General features: G+C 60.4%; 31 protein-coding genes and 1 tRNA gene. 8 read left to right on the top strand and 24 right to left on the bottom strand.

Annotated elements, in window-relative coordinates:
- The 5 genes from DTW89_RS14290 to DTW89_RS14270 all read left to right on the top strand — a co-directional run.
- A partial coding sequence (locus tag DTW89_RS14290) for a glutathione S-transferase C-terminal domain-containing protein (protein WP_114656437.1) occupies positions 1-436 on the top strand: 436 nt, incomplete at its 5' end.
- A gap of 189 nt (positions 437-625) precedes the next feature.
- Complete coding sequence (locus DTW89_RS14285; RefSeq protein WP_024813874.1) at positions 626-997, top strand: TraR/DksA family transcriptional regulator; 372 nt, start codon at positions 626-628, stop codon at positions 995-997.
- Positions 998-1,043: 46 nt separating this feature from the next.
- A complete protein-coding gene (locus tag DTW89_RS14280) occupies positions 1,044-1,418 on the top strand; it encodes a hypothetical protein (protein WP_024813873.1) in 375 nt (124 codons plus the stop codon).
- A 67-nt stretch (positions 1,419-1,485) separates the two neighbouring features.
- The gene (locus DTW89_RS14275) at positions 1,486-1,899 is read left to right on the top strand and encodes a VOC family protein (RefSeq protein ID WP_114656436.1); all 414 of its coding nucleotides are present in this window, start codon (positions 1,486-1,488) and stop codon (positions 1,897-1,899) included.
- Complete coding sequence (locus DTW89_RS14270) at positions 1,896-2,489, top strand: MarC family protein (protein WP_024813871.1); 594 nt, start codon at positions 1,896-1,898, stop codon at positions 2,487-2,489. The genes DTW89_RS14275 and DTW89_RS14270 overlap by 4 nt, the downstream gene beginning before the upstream one ends.
- A gap of 71 nt (positions 2,490-2,560) precedes the next feature.
- Here DTW89_RS14270 and DTW89_RS14265 read toward each other — a convergent pair whose 3' ends face one another.
- Positions 2,561-3,100, bottom strand: coding sequence for an Rrf2 family transcriptional regulator (locus tag DTW89_RS14265; protein WP_114656435.1), 540 nt, complete (start codon positions 3,098-3,100; stop codon positions 2,561-2,563).
- A 149-nt stretch (positions 3,101-3,249) separates the two neighbouring features.
- Between DTW89_RS14265 and nhaR the strand changes: the two genes are divergently transcribed.
- A complete protein-coding gene (nhaR, locus tag DTW89_RS14260) occupies positions 3,250-4,146 on the top strand; it encodes a transcriptional activator NhaR (protein ID WP_114656434.1) in 897 nt (298 codons plus the stop codon).
- Positions 4,147-4,366: 220 nt separating this feature from the next.
- Here nhaR and DTW89_RS14255 read toward each other — a convergent pair whose 3' ends face one another.
- The 23 genes from DTW89_RS14255 to DTW89_RS14145 form a co-directional block, all read right to left on the bottom strand.
- Entirely contained in the window at positions 4,367-4,972 is a 606-nt protein-coding gene (locus DTW89_RS14255) for a DUF2894 domain-containing protein (RefSeq protein WP_114656433.1), read from the bottom strand.
- On the bottom strand, positions 4,965-5,624 hold the full coding sequence (locus DTW89_RS14250; RefSeq protein WP_024813867.1) for an OmpA family protein: 660 nt from the start codon (positions 5,622-5,624) through the stop codon (positions 4,965-4,967). The genes DTW89_RS14255 and DTW89_RS14250 overlap by 8 nt, the downstream gene beginning before the upstream one ends.
- Positions 5,621-7,813, bottom strand: coding sequence for a DUF802 domain-containing protein (locus tag DTW89_RS14245; RefSeq protein WP_114656432.1), 2,193 nt, complete (start codon positions 7,811-7,813; stop codon positions 5,621-5,623). Before DTW89_RS14245 ends, DTW89_RS14250 begins: the two co-directional genes overlap by 4 nt.
- Entirely contained in the window at positions 7,810-8,613 is an 804-nt protein-coding gene (locus DTW89_RS14240; protein WP_236637150.1) for a DUF3348 family protein, read from the bottom strand. Before DTW89_RS14240 ends, DTW89_RS14245 begins: the two co-directional genes overlap by 4 nt.
- Before the next feature lie 266 nt (positions 8,614-8,879).
- Positions 8,880-8,956 (bottom strand) — tRNA-Met (locus DTW89_RS14235).
- Positions 8,957-8,978: 22 nt separating this feature from the next.
- Entirely contained in the window at positions 8,979-9,371 is a 393-nt protein-coding gene (gene rplQ, locus DTW89_RS14230; protein ID WP_114656430.1) for a 50S ribosomal protein L17, read from the bottom strand.
- Positions 9,372-9,461: 90 nt separating this feature from the next.
- A complete protein-coding gene (locus DTW89_RS14225; RefSeq protein WP_007861735.1) occupies positions 9,462-10,454 on the bottom strand; it encodes a DNA-directed RNA polymerase subunit alpha in 993 nt (330 codons plus the stop codon).
- Positions 10,455-10,564: 110 nt separating this feature from the next.
- Positions 10,565-11,188 (bottom strand): 30S ribosomal protein S4, encoded by a 624-nt coding sequence (gene rpsD / locus DTW89_RS14220; protein ID WP_024813863.1) that lies wholly within the window; start codon positions 11,186-11,188, stop codon positions 10,565-10,567.
- Between the two features lie 90 nt (positions 11,189-11,278).
- Positions 11,279-11,683, bottom strand: a complete 405-nt coding sequence (rpsK, locus tag DTW89_RS14215) for a 30S ribosomal protein S11 (RefSeq protein WP_024813862.1) — start codon at positions 11,681-11,683, stop codon at positions 11,279-11,281.
- Positions 11,684-11,699: 16 nt separating this feature from the next.
- Positions 11,700-12,065, bottom strand: a complete 366-nt coding sequence (gene rpsM, locus DTW89_RS14210) for a 30S ribosomal protein S13 (protein WP_024813861.1) — start codon at positions 12,063-12,065, stop codon at positions 11,700-11,702.
- A gap of 23 nt (positions 12,066-12,088) precedes the next feature.
- Complete coding sequence (gene rpmJ, locus DTW89_RS14205) at positions 12,089-12,202, bottom strand: 50S ribosomal protein L36 (protein WP_005793651.1); 114 nt, start codon at positions 12,200-12,202, stop codon at positions 12,089-12,091.
- Between the two features lie 147 nt (positions 12,203-12,349).
- Entirely contained in the window at positions 12,350-13,669 is a 1,320-nt protein-coding gene (secY, locus tag DTW89_RS14200; protein ID WP_024813860.1) for a preprotein translocase subunit SecY, read from the bottom strand.
- 24 nt (positions 13,670-13,693) lie between these two features.
- Entirely contained in the window at positions 13,694-14,125 is a 432-nt protein-coding gene (gene rplO / locus DTW89_RS14195) for a 50S ribosomal protein L15 (protein ID WP_024813859.1), read from the bottom strand.
- Between the two features lie 10 nt (positions 14,126-14,135).
- Positions 14,136-14,318, bottom strand: a complete 183-nt coding sequence (rpmD, locus tag DTW89_RS14190; RefSeq protein ID WP_111867256.1) for a 50S ribosomal protein L30 — start codon at positions 14,316-14,318, stop codon at positions 14,136-14,138.
- 14 nt (positions 14,319-14,332) lie between these two features.
- Entirely contained in the window at positions 14,333-14,851 is a 519-nt protein-coding gene (gene rpsE, locus DTW89_RS14185) for a 30S ribosomal protein S5 (RefSeq protein WP_035240898.1), read from the bottom strand.
- A 17-nt stretch (positions 14,852-14,868) separates the two neighbouring features.
- Positions 14,869-15,234 (bottom strand): 50S ribosomal protein L18, encoded by a 366-nt coding sequence (rplR, locus tag DTW89_RS14180; protein WP_035240896.1) that lies wholly within the window; start codon positions 15,232-15,234, stop codon positions 14,869-14,871.
- 11 nt (positions 15,235-15,245) lie between these two features.
- Positions 15,246-15,779 (bottom strand): 50S ribosomal protein L6, encoded by a 534-nt coding sequence (gene rplF, locus DTW89_RS14175; protein WP_114656429.1) that lies wholly within the window; start codon positions 15,777-15,779, stop codon positions 15,246-15,248.
- Positions 15,780-15,804: 25 nt separating this feature from the next.
- Entirely contained in the window at positions 15,805-16,200 is a 396-nt protein-coding gene (rpsH, locus tag DTW89_RS14170) for a 30S ribosomal protein S8 (RefSeq protein ID WP_008906523.1), read from the bottom strand.
- Positions 16,201-16,220: 20 nt separating this feature from the next.
- Complete coding sequence (gene rpsN, locus DTW89_RS14165) at positions 16,221-16,526, bottom strand: 30S ribosomal protein S14 (protein ID WP_024813855.1); 306 nt, start codon at positions 16,524-16,526, stop codon at positions 16,221-16,223.
- Between the two features lie 8 nt (positions 16,527-16,534).
- Entirely contained in the window at positions 16,535-17,074 is a 540-nt protein-coding gene (rplE, locus tag DTW89_RS14160; protein WP_024813854.1) for a 50S ribosomal protein L5, read from the bottom strand.
- A gap of 9 nt (positions 17,075-17,083) precedes the next feature.
- Complete coding sequence (rplX, locus tag DTW89_RS14155; RefSeq protein WP_024813853.1) at positions 17,084-17,404, bottom strand: 50S ribosomal protein L24; 321 nt, start codon at positions 17,402-17,404, stop codon at positions 17,084-17,086.
- 9 nt (positions 17,405-17,413) lie between these two features.
- On the bottom strand, positions 17,414-17,782 hold the full coding sequence (gene rplN / locus DTW89_RS14150; protein ID WP_024813852.1) for a 50S ribosomal protein L14: 369 nt from the start codon (positions 17,780-17,782) through the stop codon (positions 17,414-17,416).
- Positions 17,783-17,952: 170 nt separating this feature from the next.
- Entirely contained in the window at positions 17,953-19,569 is a 1,617-nt protein-coding gene (locus DTW89_RS14145) for a glycerol-3-phosphate dehydrogenase/oxidase (RefSeq protein WP_114656428.1), read from the bottom strand.
- Positions 19,570-19,654: 85 nt separating this feature from the next.
- Here DTW89_RS14145 and glpK point away from each other — a divergent pair, with 85 nt between their 5' ends.
- The gene (gene glpK, locus DTW89_RS14140) at positions 19,655-21,148 is read left to right on the top strand and encodes a glycerol kinase GlpK (RefSeq protein WP_114656427.1); all 1,494 of its coding nucleotides are present in this window, start codon (positions 19,655-19,657) and stop codon (positions 21,146-21,148) included.
- 76 nt (positions 21,149-21,224) lie between these two features.
- On the top strand, positions 21,225-22,061 hold the full coding sequence (gene proC, locus DTW89_RS14135; protein WP_114656426.1) for a pyrroline-5-carboxylate reductase: 837 nt from the start codon (positions 21,225-21,227) through the stop codon (positions 22,059-22,061).
- Positions 22,062-22,210: the final 149 nt, after the last annotated feature.

Genomic DNA, 22,210 nt, shown 5'->3' with positions numbered 1-22,210 from the left:
CCCCCAGCCCGCCCTGCTGCCTGCCGACCCGTTTGCCGCCGCCAAGGTGCGTGAGCTGATCACCTTCATGGAGCTGCACCTGGAACTGGTGGCGCGCAACCTCTACCCACAAGCCTTCTTTGGCGGTACCGTCAGCGAGTCGGCCCGCGAGAAAGTGGGCGCGCAACTGGAGAAAAACATTGCCGCCTTCGGCCAGCTGGCAAAGTTCAGTCCCTTTGTGGCGGGCGACAGCTTCACGCTGGCCGACTGCGCCGCCATCGTGCATCTGCCGCTTATCAGCGCAGCCACCAAGATCATCTATGGCCGCGACTACCTGGCCGACCTGCCGGTGCGCGACTACCTCGCGCGCATGGCCGAACGCCCCCATGTGCAGCGCGTGAACGCCGACCGCAAAACCAGCACCGCCGAAATGCTGGCCCGCCAACCCAAGCGCTGAGCACGCGCTGGAAAGAAAGGGGGAAATCCGGCCGCAGCAGCCGCCAGAAGCTGCAGATGCATCGGTTTCCTCCGTGCCATGCCGGGCTCCCCGCACGGGCTGTGCAGCCTCTTCTTGACCCTTGTCAACGCATGGTGGGTACCTCGGGCGCACCATGGAGGTGTTAGACCATTCCCAAGGAACCCTCGCATGGACCCCCATCTCGCCGCTCCCTTCCGCCAGCAACTGCTTGCGCAGCAATCCGCGCTTTTGGCCCAGTTGGCAGAGCAACGGGGGGGCGTCATCGGCCGGGCCGAGGCAGCAGCGGACCATTTTGGGCAGCCAGAAGATCCGCGTGCCCAGTTGGCCACTGAACGAGAGCTGGAATTTGCGCTGGACGAGCGCGAAACCGCCCACCTGGCCGCCGTGGTTGCGGCCCTCACACGCATCGAGGCCGGCACCTATGGCGAGTGCACCGATTGCGGTACCCATATCACCGCAGCCCGCCTGCACGCCACACCCGAGGCCGCGCGCTGCGTGCACTGCCAGGAAAAGGCCGAGCAGCACCGCCGGGCAGCCTGAGCAATCCTTTTTTTTCTCCACTTCTTTACTTCAAGAAAGCATTTTCATGAGCACTTTTCACGCCGTTGTCTGGATGGACCACTCCGAAGCCCATGTGGTGATGTTCGACCGCGAACACACCGAGGCACAGCGCATCAAATCCCGCAGCCACCACAAGCACCAGGGCAAGACAGAAGACCTCAGCCTGTTCTTTGCCGACATCGCCCAGGCCCTGTCGAACACGCATGAAGTGCTGCTGGCAGGCCCCGGCCTCGCGCGCAACCAGTTCCGCGACTGGTGCGCCAAGCACAACGCTGCAGTGGCCGGCGCGGTGGTGGACTCGGTCGCGGCAGACCATCCCTCGGACGCTCAGCTGGTGGCCATGGCGCGCCAGTACTTCAAGAAGTTTGACAACATGGCGTCCGACCCGTCGATGGCCTGAACCCGGCCAGCCTGGCGGGCCTGATCGGCCCCGCCAGGCCGGTGCCTTGGCTGCTATCCTTTGCAGGATGCGCAGCCTTTTTCATTTCGCCTTTCATGTCACCGACCTGGATGCGGCGCGACGCTTCTATGGCGGCGTGCTGGGTTGCCAGGAAGGCCGAAGCACCAACACCTGGGTGGACTTTGACTTCTTCGGTCACCAGATCGCACTGCATCTGGGCACACCATTCGCCACCGCCCGCACCGGCCATGTCGGCGACCACCTGGTGCCCATGCCCCACTTTGGCGCTATTTTGGAGTTGCCCGACTGGCATGCACTGGCTGCGCGCCTGCGTGCTGCCAACACGGCCTTTGTGCTGGAACCCCAGGTGCGCTTTGAGGGCCAGCCCGGCGAGCAGTGGACGATGTTCTTTCACGACCCGAGCGGCAACCCGATGGAAATCAAGGGCTTTCGTACACTGGACGGGGTGTACGCGACATGAGCTACACCTTCGCGTCCGCCACGATCTTGCTGCTGCTGATCACCGATCCGCTGGGCAACATTCCCATTTTTGCCAACGCGCTGCGCGGGGTGGCACCCGAACGCCGGGCGCGGGTGATCCTGCGCGAGGTGCTGATAGCGTTTGCACTGCTGCTGGTGTTTTTATTCTTTGGCGCGCAGTTCCTGCGGGTGATGAACCTGAGTGATCTGTCGCTGCAGATCGCCGGGGCAGTGGTGCTTTTCCTGATCGCGCTGCGCATGATCTTCCCGCCCGACGCCGGACCTCCAACCGACCTGCCAGGCGAGCCGCTGATCGTGCCCTTGGCCATCCCTGCGCTCGCAGGCCCCTCCGCCATGGCCACCGTGATGCTGCTGGTGGCCCAGGCGCCCGAGCGAAAGATGGAATGGGTGGCCGCCCTGTGCGTGACCATGGCGGTGTGCGCGGTGGTGCTGCTACTGGCCGAGCGCATACAGCGCCTGGTGGGCGAACGCGTGGTGATGGCGTTTGAACGCCTGATGGGGCTGATCCTGGTGGCCATCTCGGTGGAGATGCTGATCCGCGGAATCAAGCAACTGGCGCATCAGCTGTAAATCCCGCGTCCTTGGGGACTGCACGCCCAGAGCATCCCGCGTGAATGCGGCGACCGAATCGCCGCGCACGCTTATTTGCGGGCAAGGACCGGGAGAGCACCCAGCGCGAAGACCGAATTGGGCACTCCGGCACGGGCCATCAGCGGTGCGGGACGGCGCGCCAGTTTTGCACGGGCCACCACCGGTGACTCGACCCGTACGCCACGCGCCTGTTGCTCGGCCACCAGATCGCGCAGCGTGACAGACTGGAGGTATTCCAGAACCCGTGCATTGAACGCCGTGAAGAGCGAGCCGGTCATGGTCACCATTTGCGACGACCCGTTAGAGGCTGGCGCAGCCTCCTCACCTGGCTTGTGGTTCTCTACCGCCACCACGATGTCGGCAACCGACACCTGCTCGGGCTTGTGGGCCAGGGCATAGCCGCCTCCAGGCCCGCGTGTGCTGTCAACCAGCCCGGCCCGTTTGAGGGCGCTAAAAAGCTGCTCCAGATAAGACAGCGATGTCCCCTGGCGCGCACTGATCGTGGAGAGCGCAACGGGCCCGGTGTTCTGTCGCATTGCCAGGTCGGTCATCGCAGACACGGCAAGTTGGCCTCTGGTGGTAATTCGCATCTTCACTCCTTGTGAACATTGAAACCTCCGAGCCCCGGGAAACCCCTTCCGGCTCGGTCCATGAAAACAATATAGCGGCTAAAACACTTCGCGTATATTCGTTTTATCGAGAAAAATAGTGCGGTTTTTTCGAACTATGGTGTTTCATCATGAACTTCAAGCATCTCAAATACTTCTGGACAGTTGCCAAGGCTGGCGGCGTGGTGCGCGCCGGCGAGCAACTGCACACCACGCCCCAGACGCTGTCAGGGCAAATCAAGCAGCTGGAGCAGTGGCTCGGTCACGACCTTTTTCGAAAGCGCGGCAGAGGGCTGGAGCTGACCAGCGAAGGGCGGGTTGCACTGGGCTACGCCGAGCAGATTTTTGCGCTGGGTGACGAGCTGGAAAAATCCGTCCGCCTGTCGCGCGACCAGGCAAAGACGCTGGAGTTTCGCGTGGGCATCGCCGATTCGGTGGCCAAGCCGGTGGCCTATCACTTGCTGGAACCGGCGCTGGGCCTGGTGGATCGCGTGCACATGATTTGCCACGAAGGAAAATTCCCGGAGCTGTTGGCCCAGCTCACCCTGCACCGCCTGGATCTGGTGATTGCAGACGAGCCTGTATCCCGGAAGGTGGGTGTCAAGGCCTTCAACCATGCCCTTGGGACCAGCGCCATGAGCTTCTTCTGCGCCCCTTCACTCGCGCGGCAACTCCACGGCCCCTTCCCGCAATGCCTTCATCGTGCACCCATGCTGATCCAGGTCCCCACGTCTTCCGTGCGCCAGCAACTCGATCACTGGTTCAACAAATACCAGCTCCAGCCGCTCATCGTCGGAGAGTTCGACGACAGCGCCCTCATGAATGCCTTTGGTCGGGAGGGTCGAGGCGTTTTCACCTCTCCCAGCGTTCTGGAGGACGAAACCATGGCGCAGTTCGGCGTGGAGATCGTGGGCAAGACATCCGAGCTGGTGGAGGAGTTCTTCGCCATCTCTGTCGAGCGCCGCATCACCCACCCCTGTGTTTCCGCCATCACCCGGGCCGCCAGGGCAAAGCTGTTTGCGCTGTAAGCGCGCTGCCCAAAAACGGCATGAACAGTGCGACCCTGTGGGCGCGGCGTTCGGTGCGTTAAAAAGCTGCGGCCACCGAACTGCCAACTTGGTGATGGCGCCCGGGTACCAGTGCGCAAGGCGGGTTCGCTGCCCAACCTTGGCTGAAGAAACGGAGCGCGCGGCAGCATGACCAAACACGCAGGTCCGTGACCTTGCCTTGCCACAAAACGCCGAAAACCTATTGCTTCGACCGACTCTTGCGCACCGGCTTGGCCGTGGAGCTGTTGGCCTTGGCGCTTGCCTGCTCCAGCCACAGCAAGGAATCCATCTGCGACAGAAAACGGCGCAGGTAGTCGGGCGACAGGGACTGCATCAGGCTGAGTGAGCGCAGCATGAGCCTGTGCGAGTTGAGTGGCCCGGCATTCTCAGGCCCGCGGTGCAGCGCCTGTACCACCTGTTGCTCTGCAGAAATTTTTGACCAGACCTCAGTGAACTGGCGCACGCTCCTCAGGTCCGACAGGCAGGCGCCTTCGCTAGCGAGTTCGGTGCCTGCATCTGCTCGTGCGCGGGCATTCAGCTCGCGGTTCAGTTGCGCCAGAGCAGCGCCTGGGGCGGGCGCTGCGGACTTTGGGAGGCACGGGATTTCCCCAACGATCAACGACCTGCGCCCGGCATAGGCTGCAACGGCCTCGCGCAACCGGCTCGCCAGCACCTGCTGCACCGCCGCGTGCTGGCCCGGCAAGCGCCGGGCCAGCACCTCCAGGTAATGAAACCGCGCGGGGTCGTAGTGATGTGCGCCCTCTGCCCGCAAGGACTCCAGGGTGGGCTCACTTGGCTCACTCATGGGCGATGGTTTTTGCGTTGGTGGCCCTGGGCACCGGGGCCATTTCCACGCGGCGGTTCTGCGCGCGGCCCTTTTCATCCGCGTTGTCGGCAACGGGTTGCTCGGCACCGAAGGCGGCAGCAAACACCTGCGAAGATGGCATCCCCTCGTCGATCAGGGCGCGTGCCACAGTGAGCGCCCGCTGGGCCGACAGCTCCAGGTTGTCGGCAAAGCGCTGGTGGGGGACACGCAGCAACGTGGTGTTGTCGGTAAAGCCACTCACCATCAGCATTTCATCGCGTTCGCGAAGATACACCTGCAGCGGCTGCACCAGACTTTTAAGGAGCTGGCGGCCTTCTGGACGCAGCTCGTCAGAGCCTGCCGCAAACAGCACGCTGCCGCTGATGCCTATGCGGCCGTTGTTTACCGTGACCCGACCGCTGGCCAGCGGAATGGCAAGAGCCTTCTCCAGCGCCATGCGGCGCTGCTCTTCGATCTGGCGCTTTTCCACCTCCTGCTTAAGGCTTGCCACCAGATCAATCTGCACCACGAGTACGCCGACAAGGATCAACACAAACGCGCCGAGCAGACCCGCCATGAGGTCGCCAAAAACAGCCCATATCGGTGCGGTATGCGCCGTGTCATCGTCGAATGCTTCATCCAGGCCGGTCACGCATCGCCTCCCAAAGACGCCATGGCAGGCCGCCCCACACTGCCTTCACTACCGTGGAGCCTGCGCAGGTCTTCCACAATGCCCTGCTGCGCGCTGATGCTCAGGTCGATGACCTCACGGGCCTGTGCCACGTAGTAGGCCAGCTGTTCGTCGCTGCGGCTCATGGACTGCCCGATCGCCTGCTCAATGCTCTGCATGCTCTCCATGAGCTTTTCATTGCTGCCACTGAACAAGTCAACGCCACGGCTGAACGATTCTCCCAGGCTGGCCAATTCCACCGCACTGGCCGCCACATGTACGGCCACGTCGCCCACTGTGCCCGCCTGCTCCCGGAGTACCCGCCCAAACTGCTGACCCGCATGTTCGAGCGCCTGGACTGCGGACCCTGCCAGTGTCTCGACGGCTGCACGCTGTTGTATCGCGGCTTCGCTCACCGAGTTCAGCAGGGTTCCCAGCTGCGCCATCATGGCCGTGCGTTCTACCAGGGCAACGTTGTCACGCTCGCTCAGGCGGGTCATTTCCTCGCGCAGCTGCGTGATGACCACCGCCGCGGCCTGCGGCACATCTGCGGCCGTCTTCAGCAGGCGTGTGAGGGGCGCCTCCAGGGCCGAGCCCAGCATTGCCAGATGCTGCGCCACGGCAGCCTGCAGCGTGTCGAGCCGATCCACCGCTGCCTGCCCGCGCACGGCCTCTGCATCGCGCAGTGAATTCAGCTCGGTGCGCCACACGGCAGTCAGCTCATCCATGCGCTGGCCCTGGGTATGCACCCACTGGGCCTCGGTCTCGATGCGGGTGCGCAGGAGCGCATCCGATTGGTCCATCAAAGCAGCCGCACCGCCGATCGCGCGGGTCACCTGCTCAGTCATTCGCTCGGTGATCTGCGCTGTCGTGGCCTCCAGGGCCTGGCATACGCCCTGTTGCTGCGCCGCCGTCTGGGCCCCTGCGCGCTGCCATTCGGCGCTGACCACGCTGGCCATCGTTTCCATGGAACGGCTCCAGCCGTCCAGGCGCTGCTGATCAAAGGCCAGCTGAGTCGCGTGCGATTGCACACCCAGTTCACGCAGCGACGCCACCAGGAAGTTGGAGCGCTCATCAAACGCTTGCGTTACCGACTGCAATGCGCCGCCCAGCTGCTCCACCAAGCCGCCCTGGGTTCGTGTGTAACTGTGCAAGGCTGTGGTCCATGTGTCGGCCACCCGGTGGGCCGTACCCTCCCATTGCGCAGTGAGCGCCTGCAACTGCACATCGGTGGTCTCGCGCAGGCGCTCGTGCGAGTGCTGGGCCTCCTGGGTCATGGCGGCCATCGCCTGCTCGACCACCTGACGGATCGCATCCCCGGCGCGGAGGGCATTGGTTTCAAGGCTCTCTTGCAAGGATGCCCCCACAGAGCTAGCCAGCTGCGTGTAGGCCGAAGCGGCCTCGCGGTGAAACTCCTGCTGTTGGGCCAGCAAATGCTGGTTGAGCTGGTCATTGCGACGCTCCAGCCCTTGCATCAGGTCTTGCAGGCGCTCAGCAATCAGCGGCATGGCCTGCGCCTGCGTCTTGAATGCAAGAAGCATTTCATCACGCCGATGGGCTGCCGAGAATGGCCGGAACAGTGCAGGAACACGCGCGTCGAGCAGGCGCGCGGCCTCCAATCGCTCACGACGGCTCATGGCGGACAAGAGGCCCAGGATGGCCGATGCAGCGACCCCAGCGATGGAGGTGCCAAAGGAAAGACCAAGGCCCTGGATCGGAGCCGCCAGCGCAGAGCGAATCGACTCGAGGCTGGACGAGGTCTCCAGCGCAAACATGGCACCCTTGAATGTGATCACCATTCCCAGGAACGTGCCCAGCATGCCGAGCATGACCAGCAGGCCTACCAGATAGGGTGTGAGGGCTGGGCCGGGCAAGGCTACACGCTCGCCCTCTATGCGCTGACGCACTGGGCTGCGCAGTGAAGGAACAAGGCGGACCAGCCAGCCGTCCAGGTCCGCCAACGGCTCTGCGGGGTTAACAGCCAGCGCAGTGGTAAGGGACGCGGTGGCGGCCCGGAATTGCACCAGCTCATATGCACCCAGTACGTAAACGCCGCCAATCACCACCGTCATCACCAGCGCCAGAGAGCTAGACCCCACGAACCCCCAGCCCACCCAGGCCACTACAGCAAGGCCCGCCGCAAATAGGGAGGCCATCACGATCTTGTTCATTCCTGTTGTCCTGTTTTGTCGTTGCGTGCGGCCTCCAACAACCCGTAAATCGGCTGAAGGCGCGCCTGCATTTCGGCGAGTAGCAACGCCTGTAGATCCTGCTCAAAGGCCCACAGCCACCCACCGGACTGTCGCCAGCGCTGTGGGTCATCGGCCCGGCCGGTGGTTTGCAGCATCTTTTGGTGCTCTTTGTGCCGATACAACAGACGACGCTCCACATAGCCCGACAACATGGCCCACGCCCGCTGCTCCCGCGCGTGAAACATCTGCTCCATGACGGAATCCAGCATTGCGAGCTGCCGCACGCTGCGTGCTCCAGTCGACAGCCACTGCCGCATCTGCGCCCGCACGGCGCCCAGTTTTGCGCCCATGTATTTTTGTATGCCGAGATAGCGCTGCACTTGTGCGGCGAAGTCATCCCGCTTCCAGGAATCGGGACTGTCAATGGGCGTGCGGTCGACACGTGCACGCATCGGCTTCAAAGGAGCACCATGGCCCGTGATGAGCGCTATGACATCGGCTTTTGCCGCCTGCAAGACGGCGTCCATCGTGTCCGCATCCCCGGCTTGCGCAAGCGGCGCCACCTTGGCCGGCAAAGACTCAATGGCGTGCAATGCCCTGCTCACATGGATGGCATCCACCGCATCCACCCACAGGCCCAACTGCTCTGCCACATCCTGCTGTGACACCTGTTCGCCCTCGGACCCAGCCCATTGCTGAAGAAGCACAACAAGACTTGAACTGTTGAGTCGATGACGCAGATACATCCCGTGTAACCCAATGACCGTGCCAGCTCCCAATCAGGTTACAGGCGTTAAGAGTCACGAGTCCCCCAATCGAGAAAGCGACATCTTTTGCAGAACCGCCTTGCTACGCTGACATGAGGCAATGGCTGAATACCGCACTTAAGTGGCTCCAAAGAGGAAATCACACCAGAGGTGTGGGTCATGCGACCATCTACCCTGTCCCCGCCCCTCTGCGACCAGGAGACAACATCAACTGTTGGCCCATAAACAAAAAAACCCACTGTTAAGTGGGCTTTTTTGATAGCGGAAACCGCCTATTTTGGTTGCGCGAGAAGGATTTGAACCTCCGACCTTTGGGTTATGAGCCCAACGAGCTACCAGACTGCTCCATCGCGCGGCAAGAGATAAATTATACCCTATTACTCAGCAGCTGCCGAATTATTTTCAGTTTCAGCAGCACGATCGACCAATTCGACCAACGCCATAGGTGCGTTGTCGCCCACGCGAAAACCCATCTTCAAGATACGGGTGTAGCCGCCAGGACGAGCATTGAAGCGGGGCCCCAGATCGTTGAACAACTTGGTAACGCTGTCACGGTCACGCAGGCGATTGAATGCAAGACGGCGGTTGGCAACAGAGTCTACCTTGGCCAGGGTGATCATGGGCTCGATCACCCGGCGCAATTCCTTGGCCTTGGGGACGGTCGTCTTGATGGCTTCATGTTCGATGAGCGAATTCATCATGTTCTGAAGCATCGCAAGGCGGTGCGAGCTGGTGCGGTTGAGTTTACGAAGGCCGTGTCCGTGGCGCATGGTGCTTTCCTTTTACTTGATTAAATCAGGCAGCCGTATCAGGTACTGCCCGAGGCACTGTTCCCAGCAAGGGGAATCGAAAATTATAACTTAACGCTTATCCAAACCAGCAGGCGGCCAGTTTTCAAGCTTCATACCGAGCGTAAGACCGCGCGACGCCAGCACTTCCTTGATCTCGTTGAGCGACTTGCGACCCAAATTGGGGGTCTTGAGCAACTCGTTTTCGGTACGCTGGATCAGGTCACCGATGTAGTAAATGTTCTCGGCCTTCAGGCAGTTGGCAGAGCGAACAGTCAACTCCAGCTCATCCACAGGACGCAACAGGATAGGATCGAACGTTGCGTTGCCGCGAGGGCCTGCAGGTGCGTCAAATGCAGCCAGTTCACCACCTTCCAGCTGCGCGAATACCGCCAGCTGCTCCACCAAGATCTTGGCCGATGCGCGCACTGCGTCTTCGGCAGTAATGGCACCGTTGGTTTCGATCTCGACAACCAGTTTGTCCAGGTCCGTACGTTGCTCGACACGAGCGCTTTCTACGGTGTAGCTGACACGCTTCACGGGCGAGAACGACGCATCCAGAACGATCCGGCCAATAGACTTGGTCGATTCGTCGGCATAGCGACGCAAATTGCCCGGCACGTAGCCGCGGCCCTTCTCGACCTTGATCTGCATGTCCAGTTTGCCACCTGCGGACAGAGTGGCGATCACGTGATCAGGGTTGACGATTTCCACGTCGTGCGGTGTCTGGATATCACGTGCAGTGACAACACCTTCACCGTCTTTGCGCAGGCTCAGCGTCACTTCATCACGGTTGTGCAGTTTGAACACGACACCCTTGAGGTTCAGCAGGATATTGACCACATCCTCTTGAACACCATCGATGGACGAGTACTCATGCAGAACGCCTGCGATAGTGACTTCCGTCGCTGCGTAACCCACCATGGACGAGAGCAGGACACGCCGAATGGCGTTGCCCAATGTGTGACCATAGCCACGTTCGAACGGCTCAAGCGCTACCTTGGCACGGTTGTGGCCAAGCTGTTCGACATTAATCGCCTTGGGTTTCAGCAAATTGGTTTGCATGCAACTTCCTCTCAATACCCCCAGCTCGTTACACCGGTAAGGCTGGTGAAGCGCCTAAACCGCGATGCCTCGCGGTTCAGGGACGGTTTCTCAAAATACGTATCGGGCGATTAGCGCGAATACAACTCAACGATCAGGGATTCGTTGATGTCGGCACCAAACTCATCACGATCAGGCACCTTCTTGAAGATACCTTCAGCCTTTTCGGCATTGACATCCACCCATGCCGGCATGCCAACCTGGGCCGCCAGCTGAAGGGCTTCAACAATGCGGTTTTGCTTCTTGGACTTTTCACGCACTGCCACCACGTCGCCTGTCTTCACCAGATACGAAGCGATGTTGACCGACTTGCCGTTCACCGTGATCGCCTTGTGGGAAACCAGCTGACGCGCTTCAGCGCGGGTCGAACCGAAGCCCATGCGATAGACCACGTTATCGAGACGCGATTCGAGCAGGAACAGCAAGTTGGCGCCGGTATTACCCTTGCGGCCTTCAGCGGCTTCGAAGTAGCGGCGAAATTGCTTTTCCAACACGCCGTACATGCGCTTGACCTTCTGCTTTTCACGCAGTTGCAGGCCGTAGTCAGAGGTACGAGCGCCAGAGGTGCGGCCATGCTGACCAGGCTTGGAGTCGAACTTGGACTTGTCCGCAATCGAGCGACGTGCGCTCTTGAGGAACAGGTCAGTGCCTTCACGGCGAGAGAGTTTGGCCTTGGGGCCGAGGTAACGTGCCACTTGAGCTTCCTTTGTGTCATCTGCCGCAAACAATTGCGGGAGCCGCCTGAGGCGCTTGCGCGTTCTCAGGCGGCGGTGGGCTTAGAGAGATTAGATACGACGACGCTTTTGAGGGCGGCAACCGTTGTGAGGCACCGGTGTCACATCAGAGATCGACGTGATACGGATACCCAGTGCGCCCAGAGCGCGCACCGACGATTCACGACCTGGACCGGGACCCTTGATTTCAACATCAAGGTTCTTGATACCCTGGTCGATGGCTGCGCGACCCGCCACTTCCGAAGCCACCTGGGCTGCGAAGGGGGTGGACTTGCGCGAGCCCTTGAAACCCTGGCCACCGGACGATGCCCACGACAATGCATTGCCCTGGCGGTCGGTGATGGTGATGATGGTGTTGTTGAACGAAGCGTGCACGTGTGCAACGCCGTCCGACACGTTCTTGCGAACTTTCTTGCGTACGCGCTGCGCTGCGTTATTGGCAGGTGATTTAGCCATATTGATCTTTCAATCTTTATTTCTTCAGTGCCGCTGCGCCCTTGCGCGGACCCTTGCGAGTGCGAGCATTGGTACGGGTACGCTGGCCACGCATTGGCAGGCCACGGCGATGACGAAAACCACGGTAGCAACCAATGTCCATCAGTCGCTTGATATTCATCGTGGTTTCACGGCGCAGGTCACCTTCAATGGTGAACTGCTCAATTTGCTCGCGAATTTTTTCCAGATCGCTATCAGAAAGATCTTTGATCTTCTTGCTGTAAGCGATACCAGTTGCTTCGCAAATTTTGCGAGCGCGGGTGCGTCCAATGCCAAAGATAGCGGTCAGACCGATTTCCGTGTGCTTGTGCGGCGGAATGTTAATGCCAGCGATACGTGCCATATGCGTCCTCTAATACTTTCCAATCAACCTTGGCGCTGCTTGTGACGCAGATCCGTGCAGATCACGCGCACCACACCCTTGCGGCGGATGATCTTGCAGTTGCGGCAGATTTTTTTGACCGAAGCCGAAACTCTCATTGCATTCTCCTAAAACTATTCCATCCGTCCCGGCTGCTTTGCACGGAACACAATTTGTGCCCGCGAAAAATCGTGGGGCGCCAACTCTACCGATATCCAGCTCTTTACAGGCAGCGTCGCCATGAAAGCACGCTGCCTTCCTAATCATCAACTGCCTGCGTTGCCTTTGAAATTGGCCTTCTTGAGCAGCGACTCATATTGTTGCGACATCATGTAGTTCTGAACCTGGGACATGAAGTCCATGGTTACAACCACAATGATCAACAGTGATGTTCCACCGAAGTAGAACGGAACGTTGTACTTCAAGATCAGGAACTCTGGCAGCAAACACACGAAGGTGATGTAGACAGCGCCCGCCAAAGTCAGGCGAACCAGAATCTTGTCGATGTAACGGGCGGTTTGCTCCCCCGGACGAATGCCTGGAATGAACGCACCACTCTTCTTCAAATTGTCCGCAGTTTCACGGCTGTTGAATACGAGTGCCGTGTAAAAGAAACAGAAGAAGATGATCGCGGTGGCATAAAACATCACATAAATGGGCTGACCAGGAGTCAATGCACCCGAGATGTCTTTCAACCAGCGCATGGATTCACCCGCACTAAACCAGTTCACCACCGTTGCCGGCAGCAAGATGATCGAGGACGCAAAGATCGGAGGTATCACGCCGGCCATATTCAGCTTCAAGGGCAAGTGCGACGACTGACCGCCGTAAACCTTGTTACCAACCTGCCGACGAGCGTAATTCACCAAGATCTTTCTTTGACCACGCTCCACAAACACCACGAAGTAAGTCACCAGACCCACAACAATGACAATGAAGATCGCCGCCAAAATGCTCATTGCACCCGTGCGAACCAGTTCCAGAAGACCTCCGATCGAACTCGGCAACCCTGCAGCGATACCTGCAAAGATCAGGATCGAAATCCCGTTACCCAGTCCTCGCTCGGTTATCTGCTCACCCAGCCACATCAGAAACATAGTGCCGGCCGTCAGGCTGACCACCGCAGTCATGCGGAAGCCGAAACCCGGATTCAGCACCAGACCTGCCGAGCTTTCGAGCGCGACAGCAATGCCCAGGGACTGAAAAAGGGCCAAGCCCAATGTGCCGTAGCGTGTGTACTGAGTGATCTTTCTGCGACCGGCTTCGCCTTCCTTCTTCAGCTGCTCAAACGTGGGAACCACGTAAGTCATCAGCTGCATGATGATCGATGCCGAAATATACGGCATGATCCCCAGAGCGAAGACCGTGAAGCGAGAAAGCGCGCCACCCGAGAACATGTTGAACAGGTTCAGGATTCCGCCTTGCTGGCCACTGAACAGCTGCTGGAGTTGAGCTGGATCGATACCTGGCACAGGGATATGAGCCCCTATGCGATACACGACCAGCGCAAGCAACAGAAAAACCAAGCGACGACGCAGATCGCCGAACTTACCGGTCTTTGCAATTTGAGCCGCGCTAGTAGCCACAGATGTCTTCCTTCAGAGCCACACTCAGGCGACGCTGCCGCCAGCAGCTTCGATAGCTGCCTTGGCACCGGCCGTTGCGCCCACACCGTTCAGCTTTACAGCCTTGGTGAGAGCACCACTCTTGATGACCTTGACGACCTTGGCCAGCTCGCCCACGAGGCCAGCTTGCTTGAGAGCCAATACGTCCACTTCGGCCAGGCCGAGTTGGTCTAGAGCAGTCAGTGTCACTTCTGCGTTGAACTTGAGCAGATGCGATTTGAAACCGCGCTTTGGCAGACGGCGTTGCAAAGGCATTTGACCGCCTTCGAAACCCACCTTGTGGTAACCACCCGAACGCGACTTTTGACCCTTGTGACCACGGCCAGCGGTCTTGCCCAGACCGGAGCCGATACCACGGCCTACGCGGCGCTTGGCATGCTTGGCGCCGTCTGCGGGCTTGATGCTATTGAGTTCCATGATCTATCTCTCAGAGGATTTTGACCAGATAGCTGATCTTGTTAATCATGCCGCGCACTTCAGGCGAGTCCTGCAGTTCGCTGACACTGTTCAGCTTGCGCAGGCCCAGGCCACGAACAGTGGCGCGGTGCGATTCCTTGGTGCCAATCGGGCTGCGCACCAGTTGAATCTTGACGGTTTGTTGCGTTGTCATATTCAAGCTCCGGTTCAGGCGAAGATATCTTCGACTGTCTTGCCGCGCTTGGCTGCCACATTCGACGGGGTGGTCGAATTGACGAGCGCGTCAAACGTTGCACGGACCATGTTGTACGGGTTCGATGAACCATGGCTCTTGGCCACGATGTCGGTGATGCCCACAACTTCAAAAACAGCGCGCATAGGGCCGCCAGCGATGATGCCGGTACCCTTGGGTGCCGGATGGAGTTCCACCGATGCTGCACCGTGATGGCCCTTCACCGAGTGGTGAATGGTGCCGCTCTTGAGCGCAACCTTCACCAGATTGCGACGGCATTCTTCCATCGCCTTCTGCACAGCTGCGGGCACTTCCTTGGATTTGCCCTTGCCCATGCCCACGCGGCCATCGCCGTCGCCAACCACCGTCAGTGCAGCGAAACCGAGAATACGGCCACCCTTCACGACTTTGGTCACGCGGTTCACCGCGATCATTTTTTCGCGCAGACCGTCGTCCTGGCCTTCGCTCTGCACCTTGGGTTGAAATTTAGCCATTTTTAATTCCGTTCCGCTTAGAACTGCAGACCTGCTTCACGGGCTGCATCGGCCAAAGCCTTGACGCGTCCGTGGTACGCAAAACCTGCGCGATCAAATGCAACCTTCTCGACACCAGCAGCCTTTGCTTTTTCAGCAATACGCTTGCCAATAGCCTGGGCTGCAGCGGCATTGCCACCCTTGCCCGAACCGCCCAGCGACTTGCGCACATCGGCTTCGGCCGTGGACGCACTTGCAAGCACCTTGCTGCCGTCGCCGGAAATCACACTGGCGTAGATATGGAGGTTCGTACGATTCACGGTCAAACGCGCCACGCCTTGCTGTGCAATGCGGATGCGTGTTTGACGCGAACGACGAAGACGCTGCTCTTTCTTTGTCAACATTTTGCAGCTCCTTATTTCTTCTTGGTCTCTTTGATCGTGATCTTTTCGTCCGCATAGCGGATACCCTTGCCCTTATAGGGCTCAGGTGGACGAACAGCACGAATCTCGGCAGCAATCTGACCTACGCGCTGGCGGTCTGCGCCCTTGACGACCACTTCCGTGGGCGTGGGGGTTGCAACCGTAATGCCGGCGGGCATGTCAAAATTCACAGGGTGCGAATAACCGACCGTCAGGTTCAGGCGAGCACCGGAAGCAGCAGCTTTGTAGCCCACGCCCACCAGGCTCAGCTTCTTTTCGAAACCCTTGCTAACACCGACCACCATGTTGTTGACCAACTGGCGAATCGTGCCGCTCATAGCGTTTGCTTCGCGGGACTCGTTAGCCGGCTCAAAGCTGAGCTTGCCGTCATTGCTAGACACCTTCACCAGCACATTTTGTGCAAGCGAAAGCGCACCACCAGAACCCCTGACAGAGATCTGGTCATCTTTCACGGACACATCCACGCCTGCGGGGATGGTCACGGGCATTTTTCCTACTCGGGACATTTCAGTTTCTCCTCAATGCCGCGGGTTAGGCCACGTAGCAGAGCACTTCACCACCGACACCGGTAGCACGCGCTTTGCGATCAGTCATCACGCCCTTGGGAGTCGTGACGATTGCCACACCCAGACCGTTCATGACTTGTGGAATGGAATCACGGCCTTTGTAGACACGCAGTCCGGGGCGGCTGACGCGCTCAATGCGCTCAATCACGGGACGGCCTGCGTAGTACTTCAGGGCGATTTCGAGTTCGGACTTGCCAGCTTCGGTTTTCACCTGGAAGCCGTCGATATAACCCTCGTCCTTCAACACCTGGGCGATGGCAATCTTCACTTTGGAAGAAGGCACCAGCACCGTGGCCTTGGCGACCATTTGTGCGTTACGAATGCGGGTCAGCAAGTCAGCGATAGGATCACTCATGCTCATGTTGTATCTCTCCTGCCTGCTTACCAGCTGGCCTTGGTGACACCGGGGATGTCGCCTGCAAAAGCCAGTTCGCGAATCTTGGCGCGGGCCAGACCGAATTGACGGAATGTTCCACGTGGGCGACCGGTGATTGCGCAACGGTTACGCTGACGCGTAGGGTTTGCATTGCGTGGGAGCTTTTGCAGGCCCAGACGGGCTGCATCACGCTCTTCATCGCTGCGCTTGGCATCGCCAGCAATCGCCTTCAGTTCCGCATACTTGGTTGCGTACTTGGCTGCCAATTTTTCGCGCTTCAGTTCGCGCTGGATCAAAGCTACTTTAGCCATGCTTCGCCTCAGTTCTTGAACGGGAAACGGAAACCAGCGAGAAGCGCCTTGGCTTCTTCGTCGGACTTGGCCGTCGTGGTGATGCTGATATTGAGACCGCGCAAGGCATCAACCTTGTCGTATTCAATTTCAGGGAAAATGATCTGCTCTTTAACGCCGATGTTGTAGTTGCCGCGGCCATCGAAGGCGCGACCAGAGATACCACGGAAGTCACGAACGCGAGGCAGCGCCACGGTCACGAAACGGTCCAGGAACTCATACATCTGCACGCCGCGCAGCGTAACCATGCAACCAATGGCCTGGCCTTCGCGGATCTTGAAACCAGCGATAGCCTTCTTGGCCTTGGTCACCACGGGTTTTTGACCAGCGATTTTGGTCAAGTCTGCCACAGCGTTGTCCATCACCTTCTTGTCAGAGACCGCCTCGCTCACACCCATATTGAGCGTGATCTTGGTGAGCCGGGGAACCTGCATCGGCGATGTGTAGCCAAACTGCTTCATCAGTTCGGGAGCGACTTTGTCGCGGTAAATTTCTTGCAGTCGTGCCATGTTTACCCCTTAGGCCGCCTTGATTTCAGCGCCGCTGGACTTGAACACGCGAACGCGTGCACCGTCAGCCTGCACCTTGATGCCTACGCGATCAGCCTTACCGGTAGCGGCATTAAAAATGGCCACGTTAGACTGATGGATGGGCATGGACTTCTCAACGATGCCACCCGTCAAACCCTTCATGGGATTTGGCTTGGCGTGCTTCTTGACGAGATTGATGCCGTCGATGACCAAATACGAGTCATCCTTGCGCAGCGACACTGTGCCGCGCTTGCCCTTATCGCGCCCTGTCAGCACGATGACTTCGTCGCCCTTGCGAATCTTGTTCATGGCGCGTCCTTAGAGAACTTCAGGAGCCAGGGACACGATCTTCATGAACTTTTCGGTACGCAGCTCACGCGTCACGGGTCCAAAGATGCGGGTGCCAATAGGCTCCAACTTTGCATTCAGCAACACCGCAGCGTTGCCATCGAATTTAACGAGCGAACCATCGCCACGACGAATACCCTTCGCCGTACGCACCACCACCGCGCTATAGACCTCGCCTTTTTTGACGCGACCACGCGGAGCAGCTTCTTTAACGCTCACTTTGATGATGTCACCAACGCTTGCATAACGACGCTTCGAGCCACCCAGCACCTTGATGCAAAGGACGGATTTAGCGCCGGTATTGTCGGCAACCTCTAACCGAGATTCTGTCTGGATCATTTCAATATTCCCAACTTGCACCAGAAGACAACAGCCCCAGAGAACTTCTCAAGGGCTGCAAATCAGCCAGTCAGTCTTGGGCCCGTCGTCCGCACCGCAAACCATTTGCAGCACTTCCCGCTGGGCAGAAACTTCACGTAGGAAACGCGAAGCCTTTGATTATTGCAAAGCTATTCCGGGAAGTCAAGCGCCTGTTCGCCAGGAATGTGCAAATACTGTTGCGCCAACGTCAGAAATGCTTCGAGCTGGGGGTCAGCGCCCAGCTCATCCTGCAGCAAAGCCGCAATGCGAGGGGCCAATGCGATGGCTTTGCGGGCATCCAGAAACAACAGCCGCGAACGGCGGGCCAGCATGTCCTCCACCGTGGATGCGTACTCATACCGAGCTGCAAAGCGCACCATCGCCTCTGTCAACCCTTCGCTCAGGCACTCGCTGTTCCCGGGGAGATCGGCAACAAACCTGGCCTCGCTCCCGTAGGAGTGCAGTCCCTGCAACTCGCTGATGCGATGGGTGACCGGCTGCGCCGGGGCACCCACGAGTGGCAGATTGTTGGTGATTCCCGCGGGCCGGGACGGCAACAGTTCGAGGGTGAAGCATTTTTGCAGCACGTCTTCCGCCATGGCGCGGTACGTAGTCCATTTGCCACCCGTCACGGTCACCAGGCCACTGCGGCTGGACAGCACCGTGTGCTCGCGACTAAGACTTTTGGTGTTGTCGCCGTCATCATCCTGCGGCTTGACCAGCGGACGCAGCCCCACCCAGATACTGCGGATATCTGCTGCTCTCGGCGCCCTGGTCAGAAACCGCGCGGACTCCTGGAGGATGAAATCCACCTCTTCACGGAAAGGCTCGGGCTCTCGCACAACGTCTTGGCGCGGGCTGTCGGTGGTGCCCAAAATCAGTTTGCCCAGCCACGGCACGGCAAACAAGACCCGGCCATCGGCGGTCTTGGGCACCATCAAGGCGTGGTCTGCGGGGAGAAATTCGCGGTCCACCACAATGTGCACCCCCTGGCTGGGAGCCACGATGGGCTTCACGGGGCGCCCGATCGCTTCTCCATCCATCTGTCTCAAGTCATCCACCCAGACCCCGGTGGCATTCACCACACTGCGGGCGCGCACCCTGAACCTGCGGCCACTTTCGACGTCTTCGCACACCAGCCCGGCCACACGCCCCCCCTCATGAATCAGCTCCCGCGCGGGGCAGTAATTCACCAGCAGGGCGCCGTGGCTGGCCGCCGTGCGCGCCAGTGCCAATGCCAGCCGGGCATCGTCAAACTGCCCATCCCAGTATTTGACGCCCCCCTTAAGCCCCTCCGTGCGGACGGTAGGCAGGCACTGCAGGGTGCGCTCGCGCCCGAGGAACTGGGTGGCACCCAACCCGGCCTTGCCAGCCAGCACGTCGTACATCAGCAGGCCGGCGCCATAAAACGGCGTTTCCCACCAGTGGTAAGAGGGCATCACAAAAGGAAGCGGCTGCGCCAGGTGGGGCGCGTTGTGCAAGAGAGTGGTGCGCTCGTGCAGAGCTTCTCTTACCAACGCAATGTTTCCTTGGGCGAGATAGCGGACGCCACCGTGCACCAACTTGGTGGCGCGTGACGAGGTTCCCTTGGCAAAGTCGTGCGATTCGACCAGCACCACACTGAAGCCCCGCGCCGCCGCATCCAGCGCCACCCCCAGGCCGGTGGCACCACCGCCAATGACGGCCAGATCGAAACAATGGGGTTCAGCCAGACGGGCCAGCAAATCTTTGCGGCGGGTAGGGAGGGGAGCGGCAACGGTAGTCATGGATCCGATTGTCCATGGGCGGCAGCAGGATGCGTGCGCCCCTGTTATTCACTCCCGACGCCACGCACGGCTATCCTTGCCAGCCATGACCTACCTGCTCGCACTCGACCAAGGCACCTCCAGCTCCCGCAGCATCATCTTTGATGAACGTGGCCACATCGTGGCGCAGGCCCAGCTGGAGCTGCCGCAGATCTACCCCCAGCCCGGCTGGGTGGAGCACGACCCGCTGGAAATCTGGCGCACCCAGCTGGCCACGGCACGCGATGCGCTGACCAAGGCGGGCATTTCCGCCAGTGCCGTCCGCGCCGTGGGCATCACCAACCAGCGCGAAACCACGGTGCTGTGGAACCGCAAGACCGGCAAACCCGTGCACCACGCCATCGTGTGGCAAGACCGGCGCGCCGAGCCCGCCTGCGCACAGCTGCGCACACAAGGCCACGCAGCCCTGATCCAGGCCAGAACCGGGTTGCTGGTGGACGCTTACTTCTCGGGCACCAAGCTGCAGTGGCTGCTGGACAACGTTTCCGGCGCGCGCAACGCGGCCGAGCGCGGCGAGCTGGCCTTTGGCACGGTGGACAGCTGGCTGATGTGGAAACTCACCCACGGCCAGGTGCATGTGACGGACGTGAGCAACGCCGCGCGCACCATGCTGTTCAACGTGCACACCAACCAGTGGGACGACGATCTGCTGGCGCTGCTGCGCATCCCCAAAGCATTGCTGCCCGAGGTGCTGCCTTCGAGCGCCCACTTTGGCGACATCGCCCCCGATCTGCTGGGCCACTCCATCCGCATTGGCGGTGTGGCGGGCGACCAGCAGAGCGCGCTGTTCGGCCAGGCCTGCTTCACGGCGGGCATGGCCAAGAACACCTATGGCACGGGCTGCTTCATGCTGATGCACACGGGCGGCACGTTCCAGACATCCCACAACGGGTTGCTGACCACCAGTGCGGCACAAACCACCGCGCAGCCCGAATTTGCGATGGAAGGCTCCGTCTTCGTCGGCGGCGCCGTGGTGCAGTGGCTGCGCGACGGGCTGCGCGCCATCGATTCGAGCAGCGAGGTGCAGGCGCTGGCCGAAAGCGTGCCCGATTCGGGCGGCGTGATGATGGTGCCCGCCTTCACCGGCCTGGGCGCACCCTACTGGAAACCCGATGCACGCGGCACCATCACAGGCCTCACGCGCGGCACCACGCTGGGCCACATTGCGCGCGCGGCGCTGGAGAGCATTGCCTACCAGAGCGCTGCCCTGCTGCTGGCCATGAGCCGCGATGCCGTGGCCGCCGGTGGCGCGCCAGTGAGCGAGTTGCGCGTGGACGGCGGCGCCTGCATCAATGACCTGCTGATGCAGTTCCAGGCCGACCTGCTGGGCATTCCTGTGGTGCGCCCCGCCGTCATTGAGACCACGGCGCTGGGCGCAGCCTACCTGGCGGGACTGTCGAGCGGGGTGTACCGCAGCACCGACGAACTCTCGCAACTGTGGCGCGCGGACCGGCGTTTTTTGCCCACGCTCAGCAATGCGCGCGCGCAGGAGCTGATGGCCAACTGGGAACACGCCGTGCGGCAAACGACAGCAGAGTGAATAAGCAGCGCGCCGAAACACCCCGGCGCGACGGCGCTACCATCGTGGCCCCTGTTGTTGCCACCTTGCACATCCCATGAGCCAACCCGCCGCATCCCCTCTCCCCCCCACCATCGCCTTCATCGGCGGCGGCAACATGGCCAGCGCCATCATTGGCGGACTGATCCACCAGGGCCACCCGGCCAGCCAGATCGAGGTGGTCGAGCCCTGGGCCGAGGCGCGTGAGGCACTGCGCAAGAACTATGGCATCGAAGCCCAGGCCGAAGCCGGCCCAGCGCTGCAGCGGGCACAGATCGTGGTGTGGGCCGTCAAGCCCCAGACCTTCAGGGACGCGGCCGCCCAGGCCAAAGCCCACACGCAGGGCGCACTGCACCTGAGCGTGGCCGCAGGCATCCGCTCGGACAGCATCGCCCAGTGGCTGGGCACCGAGCGCATAGTGCGCACCATGCCCAACACGCCCGCGCTGGTGGGCAAGGGCATGAGCGCGCTGTATGCCCGCCCCGCCGTCAGTGCGCCAGAGCGGCAAAGCATCGAGGCCATCATGGCCACGACGGGCGAGTTTCTGTGGGTGGATAGCGAGCCGCAGCTGGACGCGGTCACGGCACTGTCGGGTTCGGGACCTGCGTATGTCTTTTATTTCCTCGAAGCCATGACGCGTGCGGGCACTGGCATGGGGTTGACCGAGCAGCAGGCGCACCAGCTGGCCGTGGGTACGTTTGTGGGTGCGTCCGAGCTGGCGCGACGCTCGGACGATCCGCCGTCCGTGCTGCGCCAGCGTGTCACCTCCAAGGGCGGCACCACCTATGCGGCGCTGCAGTCGATGGAGGCAGCGGGCGTGGCGGCCAGTTTCGAGGCCGCCATGCGCGCCGCGCAACATCGGGCCCACGAGCTGGGCGATGAATTCGGAGCCTGATTTGGCACAATATGAGTGTTTTGGTTCTCTTCTATTTCGGGTGGCGTACAACATTCCCCACTGAGTCCATGGTCAGGCCCTTGCTTTTAGCAGAGGATTGCCCGGCAGGTGGGTAAGTTTGCCGGCGATCAGGAACGCCATGGCGATGA

The sequence above is a fragment of the Acidovorax sp. BoFeN1 genome (genome assembly GCF_003345135.1).
In the GTDB taxonomy this organism is placed as follows: domain Bacteria; phylum Pseudomonadota; class Gammaproteobacteria; order Burkholderiales; family Burkholderiaceae_C; genus Acidovorax; species Acidovorax defluvii.
The sequence above is the reverse complement of the archived record's forward strand: the minus strand, read 5'-3'. Positions and strand labels throughout refer to the sequence as shown.

Coding starts and splice junctions, on each gene's coding strand:
- rplQ (WP_114656430.1), bottom strand. CDS start 9,371: ATGCGCCACGGACACGGCCTTCGTAAACTCAACCGCACCAGCTCGCAC.
- rplE (WP_024813854.1), bottom strand. CDS start 17,074: ATGGCACGACTGCAAGAAATTTACCGCGACAAAGTCGCTCCCGAACTG.
- rplF (WP_114656429.1), bottom strand. CDS start 15,779: ATGTCCCGAGTAGGAAAAATGCCCGTGACCATCCCCGCAGGCGTGGAT.
- DTW89_RS14285 (WP_024813874.1), top strand. CDS start 626: ATGGACCCCCATCTCGCCGCTCCCTTCCGCCAGCAACTGCTTGCGCAG.
- rplO (WP_024813859.1), bottom strand. CDS start 14,125: ATGGAACTCAATAGCATCAAGCCCGCAGACGGCGCCAAGCATGCCAAG.
- rplR (WP_035240896.1), bottom strand. CDS start 15,234: ATGTTGACAAAGAAAGAGCAGCGTCTTCGTCGTTCGCGTCAAACACGC.
- rpsH (WP_008906523.1), bottom strand. CDS start 16,200: ATGAGCATGAGTGATCCTATCGCTGACTTGCTGACCCGCATTCGTAAC.
- DTW89_RS14280 (WP_024813873.1), top strand. CDS start 1,044: ATGAGCACTTTTCACGCCGTTGTCTGGATGGACCACTCCGAAGCCCAT.
- DTW89_RS14255 (WP_114656433.1), bottom strand. CDS start 4,972: ATGAGTGAGCCAAGTGAGCCCACCCTGGAGTCCTTGCGGGCAGAGGGC.
- rplX (WP_024813853.1), bottom strand. CDS start 17,404: ATGAACAAGATTCGCAAGGGCGACGAAGTCATCGTGCTGACAGGGCGC.
- DTW89_RS14225 (WP_007861735.1), bottom strand. CDS start 10,454: ATGCAAACCAATTTGCTGAAACCCAAGGCGATTAATGTCGAACAGCTT.
- rpmJ (WP_005793651.1), bottom strand. CDS start 12,202: ATGAGAGTTTCGGCTTCGGTCAAAAAAATCTGCCGCAACTGCAAGATC.
- rpmD (WP_111867256.1), bottom strand. CDS start 14,318: ATGACAACGCAACAAACCGTCAAGATTCAACTGGTGCGCAGCCCGATT.
- rplN (WP_024813852.1), bottom strand. CDS start 17,782: ATGATCCAGACAGAATCTCGGTTAGAGGTTGCCGACAATACCGGCGCT.
- rpsE (WP_035240898.1), bottom strand. CDS start 14,851: ATGGCTAAATTTCAACCCAAGGTGCAGAGCGAAGGCCAGGACGACGGT.
- DTW89_RS14145 (WP_114656428.1), bottom strand. CDS start 19,569: ATGACTACCGTTGCCGCTCCCCTCCCTACCCGCCGCAAAGATTTGCTG.
- rpsN (WP_024813855.1), bottom strand. CDS start 16,526: ATGGCTAAAGTAGCTTTGATCCAGCGCGAACTGAAGCGCGAAAAATTG.
- rpsK (WP_024813862.1), bottom strand. CDS start 11,683: ATGGCTAAATCACCTGCCAATAACGCAGCGCAGCGCGTACGCAAGAAA.
- proC (WP_114656426.1), top strand. CDS start 21,225: ATGAGCCAACCCGCCGCATCCCCTCTCCCCCCCACCATCGCCTTCATC.
- DTW89_RS14245 (WP_114656432.1), bottom strand. CDS start 7,813: ATGAACAAGATCGTGATGGCCTCCCTATTTGCGGCGGGCCTTGCTGTA.
- rpsM (WP_024813861.1), bottom strand. CDS start 12,065: ATGGCACGTATCGCTGGCATTAACATTCCGCCGCACAAGCACACGGAA.
- DTW89_RS14265 (WP_114656435.1), bottom strand. CDS start 3,100: ATGCGAATTACCACCAGAGGCCAACTTGCCGTGTCTGCGATGACCGAC.
- nhaR (WP_114656434.1), top strand. CDS start 3,250: ATGAACTTCAAGCATCTCAAATACTTCTGGACAGTTGCCAAGGCTGGC.
- DTW89_RS14270 (WP_024813871.1), top strand. CDS start 1,896: ATGAGCTACACCTTCGCGTCCGCCACGATCTTGCTGCTGCTGATCACC.
- DTW89_RS14275 (WP_114656436.1), top strand. CDS start 1,486: ATGCGCAGCCTTTTTCATTTCGCCTTTCATGTCACCGACCTGGATGCG.
- glpK (WP_114656427.1), top strand. CDS start 19,655: ATGACCTACCTGCTCGCACTCGACCAAGGCACCTCCAGCTCCCGCAGC.